At 44.3% G+C, this 18,608-nt stretch carries 14 protein-coding genes and 1 tRNA gene; 6 read left to right on the forward strand and 9 right to left on the reverse strand.

From position 1 onward, the window contains the following. Positions 1–203: 203 nt before the first annotated feature. The 4 genes from GC130_RS22575 to GC130_RS22590 are packed head-to-tail and all read right to left on the reverse strand — an operon-like array spanning position 204 to position 4,625. A complete protein-coding gene (locus GC130_RS22575; RefSeq protein WP_152000633.1) occupies positions 204–1,478 on the reverse strand; it encodes an adenylosuccinate synthase in 1,275 nt (424 codons plus the stop codon). A gap of 4 nt (positions 1,479–1,482) precedes the next feature. Continuing rightward, positions 1,483–1,827, reverse strand: coding sequence for an STAS domain-containing protein (locus tag GC130_RS22580; RefSeq protein WP_152000634.1), 345 nt, complete (start codon positions 1,825–1,827; stop codon positions 1,483–1,485). Between the two features lie 53 nt (positions 1,828–1,880). Further along, complete coding sequence (locus GC130_RS22585; RefSeq protein WP_152000635.1) at positions 1,881–2,366, reverse strand: Fur family transcriptional regulator; 486 nt, start codon at positions 2,364–2,366, stop codon at positions 1,881–1,883. Between the two features lie 33 nt (positions 2,367–2,399). After that, positions 2,400–4,625 (reverse strand): bifunctional (p)ppGpp synthetase/guanosine-3',5'-bis(diphosphate) 3'-pyrophosphohydrolase, encoded by a 2,226-nt coding sequence (locus tag GC130_RS22590; RefSeq protein WP_152000636.1) that lies wholly within the window; start codon positions 4,623–4,625, stop codon positions 2,400–2,402. 95 nt (positions 4,626–4,720) lie between these two features. On the opposite strand from GC130_RS22590, the gene GC130_RS22595 reads away from it, so the two are divergent. From GC130_RS22595 to clpX, 4 genes are all read left to right on the forward strand, one after another. After that, a tRNA-Leu gene (locus tag GC130_RS22595) sits at positions 4,721–4,802 on the forward strand. Between the two features lie 76 nt (positions 4,803–4,878). Continuing rightward, positions 4,879–6,213 (forward strand): trigger factor, encoded by a 1,335-nt coding sequence (gene tig / locus GC130_RS22600; RefSeq protein ID WP_152000637.1) that lies wholly within the window; start codon positions 4,879–4,881, stop codon positions 6,211–6,213. 85 nt (positions 6,214–6,298) lie between these two features. Next, on the forward strand, positions 6,299–6,985 hold the full coding sequence (locus GC130_RS22605) for a ClpP family protease (protein WP_152000638.1): 687 nt from the start codon (positions 6,299–6,301) through the stop codon (positions 6,983–6,985). A gap of 19 nt (positions 6,986–7,004) precedes the next feature. Continuing rightward, positions 7,005–8,237, forward strand: a complete 1,233-nt coding sequence (gene clpX, locus GC130_RS22610; RefSeq protein WP_152000686.1) for an ATP-dependent Clp protease ATP-binding subunit ClpX — start codon at positions 7,005–7,007, stop codon at positions 8,235–8,237. Here clpX and lpxB read toward each other — a convergent pair. Then, positions 8,234–9,349: a lipid-A-disaccharide synthase gene (gene lpxB, locus GC130_RS22615; RefSeq protein WP_152000639.1), complete on the reverse strand. Its 1,116-nt coding sequence runs from the start codon at positions 9,347–9,349 to the stop codon at positions 8,234–8,236. The genes clpX and lpxB overlap by 4 nt on opposite strands. Before the next feature lie 47 nt (positions 9,350–9,396). Beyond that, positions 9,397–9,816, reverse strand: a complete 420-nt coding sequence (locus tag GC130_RS22620; protein WP_152000640.1) for a 6-carboxytetrahydropterin synthase — start codon at positions 9,814–9,816, stop codon at positions 9,397–9,399. Positions 9,817–9,930: 114 nt separating this feature from the next. Between GC130_RS22620 and rfaD the strand changes: the two genes are divergently transcribed. Both rfaD and GC130_RS22630 read left to right on the forward strand, forming a co-directional pair. Continuing rightward, positions 9,931–10,896 (forward strand): ADP-glyceromanno-heptose 6-epimerase, encoded by a 966-nt coding sequence (gene rfaD / locus GC130_RS22625; protein WP_152000641.1) that lies wholly within the window; start codon positions 9,931–9,933, stop codon positions 10,894–10,896. A gap of 81 nt (positions 10,897–10,977) precedes the next feature. Next, a complete protein-coding gene (locus GC130_RS22630) occupies positions 10,978–12,240 on the forward strand; it encodes a hypothetical protein (RefSeq protein WP_226940589.1) in 1,263 nt (420 codons plus the stop codon). 202 nt (positions 12,241–12,442) lie between these two features. Here GC130_RS22630 and GC130_RS22635 read toward each other — a convergent pair whose 3' ends face one another. Genes GC130_RS22635 through GC130_RS22645 form a run of 3 tightly spaced genes read right to left on the reverse strand, consistent with a single transcriptional unit; the run spans position 12,443 to position 18,487 of the window. Beyond that, positions 12,443–13,402: a hypothetical protein gene (locus tag GC130_RS22635; RefSeq protein WP_152000642.1), complete on the reverse strand. Its 960-nt coding sequence runs from the start codon at positions 13,400–13,402 to the stop codon at positions 12,443–12,445. A gap of 18 nt (positions 13,403–13,420) precedes the next feature. Continuing rightward, a complete protein-coding gene (locus tag GC130_RS22640; protein ID WP_193217955.1) occupies positions 13,421–15,154 on the reverse strand; it encodes a SusD/RagB family nutrient-binding outer membrane lipoprotein in 1,734 nt (577 codons plus the stop codon). A gap of 27 nt (positions 15,155–15,181) precedes the next feature. Further along, on the reverse strand, positions 15,182–18,487 hold the full coding sequence (locus tag GC130_RS22645; protein ID WP_152000644.1) for a SusC/RagA family TonB-linked outer membrane protein: 3,306 nt from the start codon (positions 18,485–18,487) through the stop codon (positions 15,182–15,184). Positions 18,488–18,608 lie beyond the last annotated feature (121 nt).

The raw sequence follows: 18,608 nt of genomic DNA on the forward strand, positions 1-18,608 counted from the left end.
CCGCCTCGTTGCCACCTCTTTCTTTGGCCGTGCCTCTGAAAGCGGATGCAAAGGTAATCACTTCTTTTCCCTAAATCCAAAAATTATTTTATAAATATTTTTTGAAGGAATAGAACAGTAGGTCAGTTGGAATTCCTTCTTCGTTTAGAAGGGATGCAAAGGTACTACTCTTCTGTTATACTTTGCAACCCTATTCTAAAAAATTACTTAAAATCTTTCAGGACTGTTTCACTTCTATCTGGTCCTGTGGAGATTAGATTAATTGGAACATTGACTTCTTTTTCAATAAAGGAGATATACTGATGTACTTCCTTAGGAAAAGCGTCGTAAGTTTTTATTTTGTTGATAGGGACATTCCACCCGGAGAAGTCAGAAAAGACAGGGCTATAGTTGCCATTTATCAGGTCGTGAGGCAATTCGTCCGTCGGTTTGCCATCAACTGAATAGCTAGTACATATCTTGAGCGGATTAAAATCCGTAAGCACGTCTCCCTTCATCATGAAAAGGGATGTGACTTTATTGATCATGATAGCATACTTCAGTGCTGGCAGATCGAGCCAGCCACAACGCCTGGGCCGGCCTGTGGTAGCGCCAAACTCATGACCAACTTGCCTAAGCCTTTCGCCAGTTTCCTCAAGGAGCTCAGTTGGGAACGGCCCGCTTCCCACTCTTGTGCAGTAGGCTTTAAAGATGCCGTAGACCTCACCAATGTTGCCAGGTGCTATTCCGAGACCGGTGCAGGCCCCGGCAGCCGTCGTATTTGAGCTGGTGACAAAGGGGTAGCTTCCAAAGTCTATGTCGAGCAATGAACCCTGAGCGCCTTCAGCCAGTATTTTAGCTCCGGAATTAATATGCTTATTAATCACATACTCACTATCGATAAGCTGGCAGTCCTTTAGAAAGTCAACCGCTTTGAAGAAAGCTTCCTCCTTTTCGGAGAAATCGTGGACGTAGTTATAAAAGTCGAGTATCTTGAGATGCTGCTCTTTAAGTGCATTATACTTTGCTTTAAAATCGGGTGACAGGATATCGCCCACCCTGAGTCCGAGCCTTGCCACTTTATCCTGATAGGTTGGGCCAATCCCCTTTAGCGTAGAGCCAATTTTCTTCTCTCCTTTTGAACTTTCGTAGGCAGCATCAAGCTGGCTGTGGCTTGGGAGAATAAGAGAAGCCTTTTTTGAAATAAAGAGCCGTCCATTGATGTCGACATTATATTTCGACAAAGCCTCTACTTCTTTCTTGAATATTATCGGATCAAGCACCACGCCATTGCCTATGATATTGATTATAGAGCTATGGAAGATTCCAGATGGAATTTGATGAAGTACGTGCTTTATACCGTCGAATTCCAAAGTATGGCCTGCGTTTGGTCCGCCCTGAAACCTGGCGATTACATCGTATTTGGGCGCCAAAACGTCCACAATCTTTCCCTTACCTTCGTCTCCCCACTGAAGGCCCAAAAGTACATCTACCGCCATTTGTTTAAGATTTTTTAAGTTTTTCCACTGCCTCCCCTTTGCTGTCTACTATAGAGAAGATAGCATTGAGCTTTGTGATCACCAGCAGCTTTTTGACATGATCAGAAGGATTAACGAGCACTACTTCTCCACCCTTGTTTCTGAATTTTGTAAGTATTGTTATCAAAACGCCTATGCCGCTACTGTTGATATACCTGACATCTTCTATGTAAAGCGCACAAAGGCTGACCTGTTTATCGATAGCATCTTTGACTATCTCTACCAACTCGGCTCCGTTGTTTTCGCCGATTAAGTCGCCTTCAAAATGAAGATGAAGTATTTTGTCGCTTATGTTATGTGTGTATTTCATTCAGGCGCAATTATATAAGGAGAAAGCTCAGTTTAAAAATTAGAAAGTAAATTTTATGCTTTTTCTGTTTTGGCCAGCTCTTCTCTGTTGCCACAAGAGGCATTCGTACAGTTGCCATAGAGGATAAGAGAATGATGCATGACATCGAAGTGCAATAAATCGCCGACGGTATTCTGAATATTCTGGATTCGTGGGTCACAAAACTCCATTACCTTATGGCATTCGGTACAAATCAAATGATCGTGTTGCTTGTAACCATATGATTTTTCGTATTGGGCCATGTTTTGCCCAAACTGATGTTTTGAGACCAAGTCGCATTCAACAAGTAAGTCAAGCGAATTGTATACCGTGGCTCTGCTCACTCTGTAGTTTTTGTTCTTCATACTTATGTATAAAGATTCAACATCAAAGTGGCCACCCCTGGAGTAGATCTCTTCCAGGATAGCAAAACGTTCGGGAGTCTTCCTCAGCTCCTTTTTTTCGAGGTAAGCTGTAAATATCTTTTTTACCTCCGAGAATATTTTTTCGTTGAGTACCATACTTTCAAAGTCACAAATATAGTAAAAGCTGGCTTAGTCAAGCTGCTCTAAGTCATCGTATCTGGAGACGCTGTAAACATCACTAATTTCCTCGAGTTTCCGAATCAGGGTGTCAAGATGTTTCGTGTCCTGAATATATAACTTAATTCCACCCTGAAAAATCCCATTGTCGGTGTCGATAGTTATCGACCGCATGTTCACTTTGAGTTCATCCGATATCACTTTAGTGATGTCGTTGATCATTCCCATTCTGTCGGTGCCGGTAATTTTCAGCCCTGTAAGGAAAGCTATTGCCTGCTGAGACGCCCATTTTGCCTTCACCACCCGGTAACCATGGTTGGACAAAAGCTCGGGCGCATTTGGGCATGAGGTACGGTGGATTTTGATGCCTTCATTGACTGTTACGAAGCCAAAAACCTCATCACCAGGAATTGGATTGCAGCATTTGGAGAATTTGTAGTCAATCACATCCATGTCCTCACCGATCAGCAGCAGGTCATGATCTTTGCCCTTTACTTCAGTGATCTGCTTTTCAAAAGCACGGGCATCCTGAATTTTATGGCCATTCCTTTGAATATTCCCTTCCTTGAAGTCCTTGAATTTCTTTATGTCCTTTGAGTCGATCTTGCCTTTACCTACTTCAAAGAAAAACTCAAGTGGTGTTTTAGTACCAAAATATGCCACCAACTGATCCAAGATTTCACTGGAAAGCGTCAACTTCATTTGCTTCAGCTTTCGAAGTACTATTTCCTTGCCTTCTGCTGCTGCTGCTTTCCTTTCTTCTTTCAGAAGATCCTTGATCTTTGATTTCGCCTTTGAGCTTACAACAAGCCGAAGCCATCCTTCGTTGGGCTTTTGCTTGCTGGAGGTGAGAATCTCAACCTGGTCTCCATTCTTCAATACATGATTGAGCGGAACCAGCTTTTGATTCACCTTTGCCCCGATGCAACGTGCCCCAATTTGGGTGTGTATGTCAAAGGCAAAGTCAAGTGCCGTGGCACCATGTGGCAAGGTCCTCAAATCACCCTTCGGCGTGAAGGCGAAAACTTCCTCCTGAAAGAGGTTGGATCTGAAATCGTCTACGAATTCAATCGCTGAGGAATCATTTTGCTCCAGCATATCCCTCACCCGGGTGATCCACTGCTCCAGCCCGGATTCTTGTGGATTTGATTTATTCTCTTTGTACTTCCAATGGGCTGCATATCCTTTTTCCGCAATGTCGTCCATCCTGCGAGACCTGATTTGCACCTCCACCCAGTTGCCGTGGTGTGACATTACCGTAGTATGCAAAGACTCATAACCATTTGCTTTCGATGTGGAAATCCAATCACGAAGCCTGTCGGGGTTGGGCTGATAGTAGTCGGTAACAATGGAATACACCTGCCAGCAGGCCGCCTTTTCGTTTTCGTATTCAGTGTCGATAATTATTCGGATGGCAAACAGGTCGTACACTTCCTCGAAAGGAATGTTCTGTTTGCGCATTTTATTATATATAGAGTATATCGATTTGGGGCGGCCTTTGATTTCAACCGTCAAACCAGATTTTTCTATGGCCGACTGTATTGGCCTCACAAAAGATCTGATGTACTTGTTTCTGGAAGCCCTGGTTTGGCTGATACTATTAGCAATAGACTTATAGGTATCGGGCTCGGTAAATTTGAGGTTTAAGTCTTCGAGTTCAGATTTGATTGTGTACAGTCCCAGTCGGTGAGCCAGCGGGGCATAGAGATAAATTGTCTCAGAAGCAATCTTCAGTTGCTTATTGCGAGGCATGCTGCCAAGCGTTCGCATGTTGTGCAGCCTGTCGGCCAGCTTCACGAGAATTACTCTCACGTCTTCGGAAAGGGTGAGTAGCATTTTTCGGAAGTTTTCGGCCTGCTGGGAGCTACCGTACTCGAAAACACCGGATATTTTAGTGAGGCCATCAATGATCTTGGCGATCTTCGGCCCAAATTCCCGCTCAATATCAGCAATACTAGTGTCAGTGTCCTCCACCACGTCATGCAGCAAGGCTGCCACAATAGACGTGGTACCCAAACCAATTTCTTCCACGCAAATTTGCGCCACCGACAGTGGATGAAAAATATACGGCTCACCGCTCTTCCGCCTCATTTCCCTATGGGCTTCCATAGACGTATTAAATGCCTTCTTGATTAGCTTGGCATCTCCATCTTTCAGAAGTGGCTTTGCCAGTCGCAGCAAGCGCCTATACCTCTGAATTATTTCCCGCTTCTCTTCCTCAATGTCTACCGCCTGCATGTTACTTTATTAACGAATACCTATTTAAACAAATTTTTGTTACTACACGTTGACAAAACAAAATATTTCTCTACATTTGCATTCCGTTTTCAAAAGCGGGTGTGGCGAAATTGGTAGACGCACTAGACTTAGGATCTAGCGCCGCAAGGCATGGGGGTTCGAGTCCCTCCACCCGCACTAAAAAACAAACCCTCCTACGCAATTGCTGAGAGGGTTTTTTTATATTGGATTGACTCAACAAAATTCTACAACATTGGATATTCAACTCGACAAGATTACTAAGACAGAAGCCCTTATTAAAATTAAGGTTTCAGAAACTGATTATCAACCCAAAGTTGAAGAAAAAATAAGGGAGTATAGTCGTAAAGCTTCCATTAAAGGCTTCCGCCCAGGGAAGGTGCCTCAGGGCATGATTCGCAAAATGTATGGCAAGTCGATCCTTGTGGATGAAGTGAACCATATGCTTTCTCACAAAGTGTCGGATTACATCAAGGACAACAAACTGGAGATCATTGGCGAGCCTCTTCCCAATGTTGAAAAAGCGCAGGACATTGATTGGGATGTGCAGAAGGATTTTGAATTTGAATACAACGTTGGTCTGGTTGATGAATTCTCAATTGACCTTTCGAAAAAGGTCAGCGTGACGGCATACTCGATAAAAGTCGATAAGAAGCTAATTGCGGAAACAGTTGAAAACCTGAAAAGTCAGTTCGGCGAAACCACTGATCAGGAAACTGCAGGCGAGGGAGACAACCTTTTCGGCGTTCTGAAAGCAGAAGATGACGCTAAAGAGGAAAGCATTGTGCTTTATGCCGACAAACTTTCGCCAAAAGAGGCAAAAAAACTAGTTGGCTTAGCTAAAGGAGCTATTGTTGAGGTGGATATCAAAAAGCTCTTCAAAGAAGAATCAGATTTGGCCATCGCTCTGGGCATTACCAAAGATGAGGCCAAGAAACTGAAGGGCAAATATACTTTTGAAGTAAAAAATATTAGCCGGGTGGCTAAAGCCGAGGTCAATCAGGAATTGTTCGACAAGACGTTTGGCAAAGACGCCGTTAAGTCAAACGAAGAGTTTGAACAAAAAATAAAAGAAACCATTTCTGAAAACTACCAACAAGAAACGGACATGTTCCTTGACAGGTCAATCAGAAATGAGCTGATCAAAAACACTAAACTTGAGCTTCCTGACAGCTTTTTGAAAAGCTGGTTGCTGAGAACGAATGAAGGGCAATTGACCCCGGAAGATATCGAGAAAGAGTTTGATGCTTACACCAAAGAATTGAAGTGGTCTCTTATCAGAAACAAAATCAGCAAGGATCAGGATTTGAAAATAGAGCACGAGGATGTGATGGAAGAGGCCAGAAAGTTGATCAGAAGGCAGCTGGCTGGCAGTGGCATGGGATCTCAGTTTGAATCGAGCATCGATATGTTTGTTAACAACTACCTTCAGGGGGAGAATGGTGACAATTACATGAAAGTTCACAATCAGGTTCAAACGCTGAAAGTAATGGAGTACATCAAGTCACAGGTGACCATTAAGTCGAAGGAAGTTAGTCTTGATGATTTCCGTGACCTGCCTATGAACTAAGAACCAACTTTTTGGGTTAAATTGAAGTCCTTTCACAGAAGGGCTTTTTTTTTATTTTTGTGTCAACCCATTAACAATACGTCAAATGTATCAAGAGCTTTCAAAAGAAGAGTTTAGGAAATACGCAGTGAAAGGCCAGGGGATTTCGGGCTCTGTTTTCGATCAATATGCAAGCAGAGTGGAGAATATGACCCGGTCGGTTATCGAAGAAAGACCAACAAGATTTGCGGAAATAGATGTTTTTTCCCGCCTGATCATGGACAGGATCATTTTCCTCGGCATGCAGGTAGAAGAAAATATAGGTAATATTATCACAGCCCAGTTGTTGTTTCTGGAGTCTGTAGATGCAAAGAAAGATATTCTGCTATATGTGAACAGCCCTGGTGGTTCGGTTTATGCGGGCCTGGGGATATATGACACTATGCAATATGTGACCCCTGATGTAGCAACTATTTGCACAGGCATGGCTGCTTCAATGGGTGCGGTGTTGTTGGCAGGTGGCGCCAAAAACAAGCGTTCTGCATTGCCTCATGCAAGGATCATGATACACCAGCCGAGCGGCGGCATGCAAGGGCAGGCCAGGGACATGGAGATTACCCTGAGACAAATGCAGGAGTTGCGGAAGGATTTGTACACCATTCTTTCGAACCATACTGGCAAACCTTACGAACAAGTGGAGAAGGATTCTGACAGGGATAACTGGATGAGACCAACCGAAGCGAAGGAGTATGGTTTAATTGACGAAGTTTTACAGAGAAAATCATCTAAATAAAGTACTTTTGGAAGATAAGATGGCCCAAGTAACTTGCTCATTTTGTGGGAGAAACAAAAAGGATGTCGACCTGATGATCTCAGGTATACATGCTCATATCTGCGATAAATGTATTTCGCAGGCTCAGCAAATTTTGCAAGAAGAAACAAAAACAAGGACGAGCACTGCGAAGCCGAAGTTCAACCTCATCAAGCCTATTGAGATAAAAAATCACCTTGATGAGTTTGTTGTGGGCCAGGATGAAGCCAAAAAGGTTATTTCCGTGGCTGTGTACAATCATTACAAACGGTTGACGCAGGAAAAAACGGATGATGATATCGTCATAGAAAAGTCCAATATCATAATGGTGGGAGAAACAGGGACAGGTAAAACCTATCTGGCCCGTTCTCTGGCCAAAATTCTGCAGGTGCCCTTTTGCATAGCTGATGCTACGGTATTGACCGAGGCCGGTTATGTGGGAGAAGACGTTGAAAGTATCCTGACGAGGTTGCTGCAAGCTGCCAACTACGACGTGGAAGCGGCCGAAAGAGGGATCGTTTACATAGACGAGATTGACAAGATTGCGAGAAAATCGGACAACCCATCTATTACCCGTGACGTGAGCGGAGAGGGTGTTCAGCAAGCACTTCTAAAGTTGCTTGAAGGTACTCAGGTGAATGTGCCGCCTCAGGGCGGCAGGAAGCATCCCGACCAAAAAATGATCACAGTGAACACAGAAAACATACTGTTTATCTGTGGAGGTGCTTTTGATGGTATTCACAGGATGATTTCGTCGAGAATGACAACCAGGCCTGTCGGTTTTGCTGCTGGCGCTGACAAGGAAGACGACGTGTTTATTGACAAGGATAACCTTCTGCAATACATCACGGCGCAGGATTTGAAGTCTTACGGTTTGATTCCGGAGCTTATCGGTCGTATGCCGGTACTCACCTACCTGGATCCTTTAAATAAGGAGACACTTAAAAAAATACTTACCTCTCCTAAGAACGCACTGACCAAACAATACAAGAAACTGTTTGCGATGGAAGGCGTGGAGCTGGAGTTTGACGACGAAGTATTGAACTTTATCGTCGACAAAGCCGTAGCGTTTAAGCTTGGCGCCAGGGGGCTAAGATCTATCTGCGAGGTAATCGTTAACGATGCGATGTTTGAAATTCCCTCATCGAAGGATATCGACAAGCTGGTCATCAGCAAGGATTACGCTGAAGAGAAAATGAACAAATCGAAGTTCAAAAGACTAAAGGCCGCTTAGGCCTTTTTTTTCAAGAAAGATACCATTTCCCGGGCGGCCTGCTCCGGAGCGTTCTGATCTCCAATAATCGAGTCTACTAAATCGTAGCCTTGCAACATGGCCTTTCTACATCCGCTGCTATCGGAGACGATAGAGTTGAGCTCTTTTAGCACATTATCGGGTGACATTTCGTCCTGAATCAGCTCCCTTACCACCTCCTTGTTTGCTATCAGGTTGACCAAAGAAATGAAAGGCACCTTGATAAGCCTTTTGGCCAGGGCGTAGGAAATGCCACTGGTTCGATAAATAACAACTTGCGGTGCTTTTAACAAGGCTGCTTCGAGGGTGGCAGTGCCAGAAGTTACTATAGCGGCCTCAGCCAGTTTGAGGATTTCATAAGTCTTGTTGTAAACCAGCTCTACGTTTCCGCCGCTATGCTTTAGTGCTTCGTAGGCACTATCAGGAAGGTTGTCAACTGCTGCCACCAGAAAATGAAACTCTGGCTTTGCCGGGACTGTCTGCTTGAGCATTTCCACCACATTGGCTACCTCCTGCGCCCGACTTCCCGGCAGCACGGCGATCACTTTTTTCCCCGCCCAGGCACCTAAAAACTGCTCGTCGAAATCATATGACCTAATAGCCTCCTTCAGAGGATTTCCCACATAGGAGACGTCAAACTCATACCTTTTAAAAAACTCCACTTCAAATGGAAGAATACAAAAAAGCCTATCGATCAGCCGCTTCAGCTTATACGCCCGCTTTTGGTTCCACGCCCATACTTTAGGAGAAATGTAGTAGAAATTGGTAAAACCCTTTGCCCTGGTGAAGGCAGCAATCCTCAGGTTGAACCCCGGGTAATCGATAAAAACCACCGCATCCGGGTTGAACTCCAAAATGCTGTTTTTGCACTCCTTTTGAAGCCTCGCCAAGGTTCTCAGGTTTTTGATCACCTCCCAAAAACCCATGATCGCCAGCTCCCGATAGTGCTTGAGAACAATGCCTCCAGCCTTTTCCATGTAGTCGCCACCCCACCCCACTATTTCCGCTTCCGGGTCGGCTTTCTTTAAGTAATTGATTAGAAAAGACCCATGCAAGTCTCCAGACCTCTCTCCTGCAATCAAAAAATACTTCATTCGGTCCGGGTTTGGGTGGTTAGTGAGGGTATGGCAGGCAAAGGATGCTATTCTCCAAAATACTCTACGTAATTGCGGGGCGTCTCGTAAAGCTTGATGGCATGTAAAGTTGCGTTTGGTGCAATTTCTTTGACTCCTGGAAAGAGTATCTTCCAGAATTCAAATACTATGTTCTCGCAGCTCGCCATTTTCCCTTCGAGAAAATCGACATCCAGGTTAAGGTTTTTGTGGTCTACTTTGTCGATAACCCTTGTGCGAATGAGCGTACTTAACTTCTTAAGGTCAATGACAAAGCCTGTTTCCGGATCGGGCATTCCTTTGACTGTTATGATCAAGTCAAAATTATGCCCATGCCAGTTTTCGTTGGCACAAGGGCCAAAAACCGCCTCGTTTTTCTCCTTTGACCACGCCGGATTGTATAGCTTATGAGCTGCGTTAAAATGTTCCTTCCTGCTTACGTAAATCATTCCCCAACAAATTTTCGCAAATATAAGAAGAATGTGTGCGTGTTGCGCAGGCTTTCAGCCTTTAGGCTTTATTGGGCTGCTATTTAGCCCTATATTTGGGCAAAATAACTCTGAATGATCGTAGTAACTGGTGCTGCTGGCTTTATTGGAAGCTGCCTTATTTCAAGCCTGAACAAGAAGGGCTTCCGGGCCATTGTGGCTGTTGATGATTTCTCCAACGAAGAGAAGAACAAAAACCTCGAAGAGAAGCAACTCATAGAACGTGTGGACAGGGATGACTTCTTCGGCTGGATCGAGAATAATCAAAAGCAGATAGAATTCATCTTTCATCTGGGAGCACGCACAGACACTACCGAGTTTGATCGAGAGCTTCTTTGGAAGCTGAATACCAACTATTCGAAAAAGGTTTTTGAGTTGTGTACGCTCTATCAAATTCCGCTGGTGTATGCGTCGTCGGCCGCTACTTATGGCCTGGGGGAAATTGGCTACGACGACGATGAATCAAGGCTCTCCGAGCTCAAGCCGTTGAACCCTTATGGTGAATCGAAGAATGAATTTGATATCTGGGTATTGCAACAGGAGAAGAAACCGTTCTTTTGGGCTGGCCTGAAGTTCTTCAACGTATACGGCCCCAATGAATATCACAAGGGAAGAATGGCCTCTGTGATTCTTCATGCCTACCATCAAATAAAGAAAACAGGCAAAATGAAGCTTTTCCAGTCGCACAATCCAGCCTACAAAGACGGTGAACAAATGCGTGACTTTGTGTATGTGATGGATGTGTGCAGCATTTGCCAGTTTCTGATGCACCACAGGAAGGACAGCGGCATTTACAACCTTGGATCTGGCCGTGCGAGAACATTTAAAGATCTGGTGCTGGCAGTGTTCAACGCATTGGGAAAAACGCCTGACATTGAGTTCATACCCACGCCTGAGGACATCAGGGACAAGTATCAGTACTTTACCGAGGCCAATATGGCTAAGCTAAGGTCTGTCGGATATGATCAGCCTTTTACAGAGTTGGAAAGTGGGGTTGCGGATTATGTAAAAGGCTATCTATCCGAAGAGAAATACTACTAAACGTCGGCTTTTACCATGTGGTGATAAAAAAATTATGGTAATTTTAGTGCACAGGCATATTATCATCCGAGCTCCCTATTCATGAGGAAAGAAGTACTTTTGATTAAGCTCCTTCAAGCAATGCTCATTATTGCCTTCCAATGCAATACTTTATCTGCACAGAAGAGTGAGGTGCTGACTTTCCACAAAGACATAGCTCCGATCATTCATGAAAATTGCACTCCATGCCATCAGCCGGAAAAAGCCGGGCCATTTAATCTTATCACTTACCAGGATGTATCAAACAAGGCAGACTTTATCGTGTATGTTACCAAAACACGATATATGCCGCCCTGGCAAGCCGATCCTTCCTACCAAACTTACCTAAACGAACGTTTGCTTACCAACGAAGAAATAGCCTCCATACAAGCCTGGGTAACGCAAGGAAAAAAAGAAGGAGACAAAAAGGATGCGCAATCAATTGATGTGCCTACGGGTCCATATCCAGAACGCAAACCTGACCTAAGCTTTGCCATGCGCAGTCCCTTTACGATTAGTGATGCCGGAAAAGACGACTATAGGTTTTTCAATATCCCCACCCACCTTGCCGAGGACACCTACCTTGAAGCAATTGAGTTTGTTCCTGGCAACAAAAGGCTGGTCCACCATAGCCGCATTATGACGGACACCAGCCATATGGTTCGGCATATTGAAGGCCTCTCGGCCAACGATTCAGCCATCTGGCAATTCAACAAATATCCTCCTCTTGACAGGTTTCTTTACGGTTGGGTACCTGGCAACTTCCCCATCTTCTTTCCCAAAGGAACCGGTAAGAAGATCAATAAGGATGTTGACCTGATCCTCAACATACATTACGCACCTTCCTCTGTAAAAGAAGAGGATCTTTCTGTTATCAATTTATACCTGGCCCAAGGAAAAATAGAAAAGGAGGTTAAAACCATTACTATTACGGAAGAATACATCCTGAATAACCGATTTCTAATTCCTAAAAATACCAAGCCGTATTTCGAGGCCGTCTATCTGCTAGACACCACAATTGAAGTGATTGCTGTGATGCCCCACATGCATTATCTGGGCAGTTCTTTTAAGGCTTATGCAATTACTCCAGAAAAAACAGAAATACCTTTAATACGAATAAACAAGTGGGATTTTAACTGGCAGACCAGCTATCAATTCAAAGAATTGGTGCAAATACCAAAAGGTTCCATTATCAAAGTGGAAGCTTCCTACGACAATACTGCTGGAAACCCAGCAAACCCAACATTTCCGCCCCAGGATGTACAATACGGCTGGAATACAACCAGCGAAATGATGAACCTTGTTCTATATTACATCGAAAAGTAGGAGCGCCAGCAAGATTTCGATCCAATTCCATCCCAATTGTATAGATGCCCTTCGGCCTTCCGAACATCATCTTCACTCATTACGGGATGAAATCTAACGTCGCCACATTCAGTTAACAAACTGTCAAAAACAACCACCGGAGGTGCATAAAAAAAGCCACCCAAAAACTTGGGTGGCTTTTAGATATTTATTTAAAATTCAATTATTCACTACAAAGATCCAATTTAATTTTACCAGCAGACGGATTCGAAATATCGGCAACGACATTTCCGCTTGGCGAAATAATTTTGAACACACACTCGCTGTTATAGGTGTCGTCGCTCCACTCAAAGGAAAGTGATGTGGTTCCTGCAGGAACACTTACAGTTGCACTTCCCGACGAACCACCGCCGTCAGGTATTTTCACTTGCGCAGCTTCAGCACCATCAACAAGAACGCTGATATAGCCTCCCTGCCAACCATCTCCGTACGTATCAGTCAACTGGAATGACCAGTCACCTACTGGCTTGGAAATTTCCGCTGCACAAACGATCGCCCAGGCATATGAGCAGTTGGATCCAGGAAATTCAGTACAAACTGAAGGAGACCATGAATCAAACAACCTACCATCAGCGGTGGTCAACTCCCAACGAATGGAGAAAGAGTCACCCGGTACAAACTTAAAGTTTGTGCTGCTGGCATTTCTATTAGGCTTGTCAGGGTTACTCCAAACGGGAGTAGCCGTGCCGTCCTTATCGTAATCAAAGGAAGAGTCCTTAAACATCTCATACATATCATCCTGAGAAATAGTGAATGATGTTGTCACCTTGTTAGCAGGCACTGCGGCGCCTTCTATTGTTAGGAACGACACACCATCTGCACCACCATAGTTGGCTACAGCAGGGTTACCGTCAGGGTCAGTGTAAGCTTCGCTGAAATATGCGAAAATCTCTATTTTCGTCACTGTATTGTCACCGTCAATAGAGTTCCACAGCATATCAAAGGTAATGTCCTGTGCAGCGTTACCGCTTAGAAAGTCACCTTTGGAGCCTTCAGCTACCACTGTATATGCATTGACACCTGATTCCCAATCGGGTAGTATTACCAAATCCTCGTCCTTACAGGCAGGGATAACAACCACCATTGCCAGCAGCACCAGGATATATTTATTTAGTTTTTTCATAATTGTCTAATTAACTAATTAAAACTGAAACTTAAGTGTATCCCAGAACACTGCAGCAGAAGGATTGTCATAAATGATAACCGGAGTCTTGCTATTCAGGTTAAGTTCATCCTGCGCATACGGGAAACGTAGCGCAAACTGACGAGGCAACTGAAGCGGCGTCTGAATATCAGCAGGAAGCCCTGTTCTGCGGAAGGCATTATACTGCTCAATGCCATTCCCGAAGTTAGCAAACCATGCTTGCTTCAGCACATAACCAAGCCTGGCGGTCTGGCTACCACCTGTAGGGTAGGCAGCTAAAACTTCAGCCCTAAGAGCAGCTCGGGTCTTGAAAGTAACAGGCCAGCTATAGGCAGTGCCCCAGGTAGACTCATCAGCCGCTACTGTTTGACCACGAGAACCAAAATCCCAAACTTTGTTCATTTGATCAGTCAATGCAGAGTTAAGCAGAGCAGACTCGCTTGCTGCCACTTTTGATATGTCAGTTCCCAAAGTGATGGAAGCTTCCAAAAGATAGAACTTAGTCATCCAGCTTGTCAGCATAGGAAAGTAACCTACACTTGACCCTCTATTGCCTCCGCCCGAACCAGCAGTAGCATCAAACACACCACCGGCTGGATAAGAACCAGGGATAGTCCTGATAGGGTTGTCGTTAGGAATACCTGATGGATCAGCTCTGTCCCTCCCGAATATACCCGCCAGATAAGCCTCTTCAGATGAAGAAAGTCCATCTGGGTCTGAGCCGAACAGGGCGTTTGTAATATTAGGATTCAACACAAAGTATCCGTAAGTACAATCTGTTCTCTGAGAGCAAGGGATCGTTTGCTTGTCCGTCGGATCGTCAGGATTTAGCACAGTTGTAGTCTGGCGGTGAAAGTAGAACGGGAATCTTGGGTCACCATTCAACAACATCTCGTACATAAACTGGTGTCCAAAGTAGTTAAACCCAGCTTCTCCACCAGCATATGCAGCCTGGTACCATGGGTGTCTAAAATCAGGAGTGACTGCAGTTGGAAATTCGTATTGAAAATCATCAGCCGCACTGGTGATCAAATCGTTTTCCGTAACGAGCGCCTGAATTTGGCCAGCTACATCGCTAACGTTCCTTGTTTGAAGCAACAGCCTCAACTTCATAGTTTTGGCTAGTTTTCTCCAACGAGTCATGTTACCGTTGTAGATAAGGTCACCTCTTACCGCCACCGTGCTTGTGATGGCAAAGTTAGCAATGGCCTGATCCAACAGACTCAAACAGTCGGCATAGATGGCAGCATCGTCATCATAAGCTGGCTCTTTGATTGGACTATCAGCATCACCCTGAAACGCTTCCGTGTAAGGCACGTCTCCAAAGAAATCTACCATAGTGCTGAAGTAGTATGCCTTCAGCACCTGGCCAATGCCAAGATAACGGGGGTTATTTCCCTGTGCTTCTGCAGCCGCAACCAACTCGTTTAGGTCCTTAAGAGGGCCGCTGTAGAGAAAATTCCAAGTACCATTCCATGACGCATTGCTGAAATTAAAATTATCACTATTATCAGTCTGTGCCATGAACCCTGTAGAAGAACCGTTGAACCCACCTGCCAACGAGGAAGACATGTTCGACAACACATTGGCCAGCAGAAGATCAACCGCTGCCTCTGATGGGTTGTTAGGATCTGTGTTGACATCCAAATCGAAGATGTCGCACGAAGAAACAGAGAACAAAAGTATTAGCGACATAAATGCAGCTAAAGCTTTTCTATGTAATTTTTTCATATGTTCATTCATTTTATTAAGCCTCAATTAGAAGCTAAGTGAAACATTGAAGCCATAACGACGAGTAGTAGGTGTCGCTCCGTACTCGAATCCTTGCTGATTAGAGTCTGCCGTCGCTGTCAATTGTTCAGGATCCAGATTCAAGCCTTCTAATACGTTAGGCGCACGGAACCAAAGGTTACGACCAGTCAACGAAATGGAAGCTCTTCCAAAAGGTGTACCATCGAGAATTGATTTTGGAAGTGAATAGCCAAGGCTCAACTCACGCAAACGAATAACCGTTCCATCATATACGTTTACCTCATCCTGTCCGTAAGCACCCCATCCGTTAGAGAAGTGGGAGTCAAAAGCAGTAATTGGTGTAGTATTGCGAATTTTGTTACCGTTCTCATCAAGAGTAGCAGCATAAGTTTGGTTGCTTCCATAAACACCTGGTACCACTCTCAGACCTTCACGATCAACAGAGTTAGCTAGCTGACCACGAAGCATCAAAGAAGCTGCAGTAAAGGAATAGAAGTCTCCTCCTTGTTTCCAGTCGATCAACGCCTTCAAAGTAACGCCTTTGAATGAGAATGTGTTTGTCCAACCAAGTGTGAAATCAGGGTTAGGATCACCAATGATTCCTGAAGTCTGAGTTGGGAAAGGAAGACCTGTGTTTTTGTCAATCAAAATATTGCCTTCATCGTCTCTTGCATTGCTCGTTCCAAAGATCTGTCCGTAAGGAGCACCATTTCTATGGATCGTTCCAAAAGTTGAACCTGCTCCACCGATGAAGATTTCACCACTTGGGCCTGCATCAACAATTTCAGATTTGATTTTCGTGAATGCGAAGTAAGAATTCCAGGTAAAGCTATTGGACAGCTTAACAGGAGTCACGTCAAGGCCGATTTCCCAACCTTTGTTAGTCAACTCTCCGATGTTTACAATCTCCTGAGTAAAACCAGTTGAGCGTGAAACGGCAGCACTGGCTATCTGGTCAGTAGAACTTCTGGAGAAGTATGTCACATCCAAACCAATGATGTTATTCAAAACTCTGGCTTCGGCACCTACCTCAAACTCGTCTGTAAACTCTGGCTTAAGAGTTGCGTTTCCGAGGGTGTTACCCAAAGTTGCTGTATTGAAAACACCTGAATACCTGGGAGAAGCAATCGGCAGACCCAATGCGTAGACAGTTCTAACCTGATAAGGGTCAGCATCTCTACCCACTTTAGTTTGTGCTACACGCAACTTTGCAAAGTTGATGAATGACGGCATAGTCACCGCATCGCTCAACACAAACGAAAGGCTTGCGCCTGGATAGAAATAGTTGTTCGCTCCCTGAGGAAGTGTAGACGACCAGTCATTACGGCCTACTACGTTAAGGAAAAGAAAATCCTTGTAAGAAAGAGAAAGATCAGAATAAACACCGATAAGTCTTCTCAATCTGTCAAAGTCTCTAAGTACAATCTGAGTAGAAGTTGCATTTGTCTTCAACAGGCTAGCTGTGATTACGTTAGCACCACCAATCGTTCTTCTTGAATACTTTCTTTCGTTGGCATTCATACCTACCAAAGCACGGAAGCTAAGGTCTTCGTTGATGTCCTTGCTGAACGTCATGATCAGGTTATAATCCTGCTCAGTGTTGGAGATATCGTCTGTAGTAACACCACCGTTAGGAACGGCAATTCCACCTGGTCTTATCAAATCTCTTCTGAAATCATGGTAAGTATTAACACCACCTTTTAAAGTTACGTTGAACCACTCAGTGACATCGTAGCCGGCGGTAATGTTACCATACACACGGTTTACATTACTTTCATAGAGGTTGTTTTTGGCAATCCAACGTGGATTATCAAGTGCTCTATAAAATATGTTAGAACCATCAACAGGGTGTTCAAATGGCAGACCATTCAAGTCGAAGTTTCTTGGAAGGTAAAACAAACGAGCAAAAATTGAGTTTGTCGCTTGTCCACCATAGTAGTCAGAGAATGCACTGGCACCTGACTGTGGAGAAACCTGATTTGTATTTACATAGTTTACTGTACCTGAAACGAATAGTCCGTTATCAAGCTGACCATTACCACCAAAGAAAAGAGTAGTTCTGTCGATAGTTTGGTTAGGAACGATACCTTCCTGATTCATTCTTGAGAAGCCAGTATTGATACTAGCTTTTTCCGAACCAGATGAAAGTGTTACTCCATTCTCGACTACACGGCCTGTTTGGAAAAATTCACCGATGATATCATGTGGCTCTATTTTGTAAGGTGCGGATACGCTTCTTACAGAGCCATCAGGCATTGTGTAATCCTGCATCAAATCAGGGAACAAGCCTGGGTATCTGTTGCTTATCGGGTTACTAGCTGTGCCGTCAGGATAAGGAGCACCATCAGGGTACAAAGAGTAAGTCTTGGTGTAGTTAGTGCCATACTGCTGGTTGATCTGATCAACGTAGTCAGGCATAGGAGCACCCCAGTTACCGATGAAACCACCGTTGTATACCTGGTTAGAACCCTGAGTATACACATCCTGATAGTCAGGAATACCGGAAATCTCCTGCCAGTTGACAGAGCCATTATAGCTGATCTCCATTCCCTTCTTAGTATTTTTCTTGCTTGCTTTGGTTGTGATTACCACAACACCGTTTGTCGCTCTGGAACCATAAAGCGCCGACGCCGCAGCACCCTTAAGGATAGAAATACTTTCGATGTTGTTTGGATCAATATCAAATGCACGGTTAGAAGTAACTGTGTTTGATCCTGGATCATCATTACCGTTCACACTGTTGTCGAATGGAATACCGTCAACAATGAAAAGTGGCTGGGAGTTACCAGTCATTGAAGAAATACCACGAATGTTGATCTTAGTGGATGAACCGGGAGCACCGTTACCACCTGTGATGTTAACACCTGGCATTTTTCCCTGCATAGCACGCAGAGGATCTGGCTCAGCACGCTGAGATACCTGATCAGATGAAAGGTTGGCTACGGAATAACCGAGTGCCTTCTTCTCTCTCTCAATACCCACAGCTGTTACAACTACTTCAGTCAATTGCTTAACGTCAGATGCCATTGCAACATCAATAACTGATCTTGCACCAATTTCAGATTCCTGAGTGGTGAGACCAATAAAAGAAAATACGAGCGTTCCGCCTGCTGCGGGAACACTAATTTTGTAGTTACCATCAATGTCAGTGATGGTACCTACGGTTGTACCTTTAAGTACAACGTTCACACCGGGTAGAGAAGAACCATCATCTGTAGATGTGATTGTTCCTGACACCACCCTGTCTTGGGCCCAGACTTCGGATACGAAGACTGAAACCAGCATGAAACATAGTAGTAGAATCCTCTTCATACTGTTTTGTTTAAAGTTGGAAATAGGTAATAGTTTTCGATTGTAAGTAAACTCAAACTTAAAGTTTTTCACTGAAATCTCAAAAAAATCTAAGATTCTTTCGTGGCGTCACATTATATCA

Origin of the sequence: Imperialibacter sp. EC-SDR9 (assembly GCF_902498805.1) — a bacterium.
Classification (GTDB): Bacteria; Bacteroidota; Bacteroidia; order Cytophagales; family Cyclobacteriaceae; genus Imperialibacter.

Bases quoted from the DNA above. Each gene is read 5' to 3' on its own strand.
- GC130_RS22605 (WP_152000638.1), top strand. From the start codon at position 6,299: ATGTATCAAGAGCTTTCAAAAGAAGAGTTTAGGAAATACGCAGTGAAA.
- GC130_RS22630 (WP_226940589.1), top strand. From the start codon at position 10,978: ATGAGGAAAGAAGTACTTTTGATTAAGCTCCTTCAAGCAATGCTCATT.
- GC130_RS22590 (WP_152000636.1), bottom strand. From the start codon at position 4,625: ATGCAGGCGGTAGACATTGAGGAAGAGAAGCGGGAAATAATTCAGAGG.
- GC130_RS22635 (WP_152000642.1), bottom strand. From the start codon at position 13,402: ATGAAAAAACTAAATAAATATATCCTGGTGCTGCTGGCAATGGTGGTT.
- clpX (WP_152000686.1), top strand. From the start codon at position 7,005: ATGGCCCAAGTAACTTGCTCATTTTGTGGGAGAAACAAAAAGGATGTC.
- GC130_RS22620 (WP_152000640.1), bottom strand. From the start codon at position 9,816: ATGATTTACGTAAGCAGGAAGGAACATTTTAACGCAGCTCATAAGCTA.
- rfaD (WP_152000641.1), top strand. From the start codon at position 9,931: ATGATCGTAGTAACTGGTGCTGCTGGCTTTATTGGAAGCTGCCTTATT.
- GC130_RS22580 (WP_152000634.1), bottom strand. From the start codon at position 1,827: ATGAAATACACACATAACATAAGCGACAAAATACTTCATCTTCATTTT.
- lpxB (WP_152000639.1), bottom strand. From the start codon at position 9,349: ATGAAGTATTTTTTGATTGCAGGAGAGAGGTCTGGAGACTTGCATGGG.
- GC130_RS22640 (WP_193217955.1), bottom strand. From the start codon at position 15,154: ATGAAAAAATTACATAGAAAAGCTTTAGCTGCATTTATGTCGCTAATA.
- GC130_RS22575 (WP_152000633.1), bottom strand. From the start codon at position 1,478: ATGGCGGTAGATGTACTTTTGGGCCTTCAGTGGGGAGACGAAGGTAAG.
- GC130_RS22585 (WP_152000635.1), bottom strand. From the start codon at position 2,366: ATGGTACTCAACGAAAAAATATTCTCGGAGGTAAAAAAGATATTTACA.
- GC130_RS22645 (WP_152000644.1), bottom strand. From the start codon at position 18,487: ATGAAGAGGATTCTACTACTATGTTTCATGCTGGTTTCAGTCTTCGTA.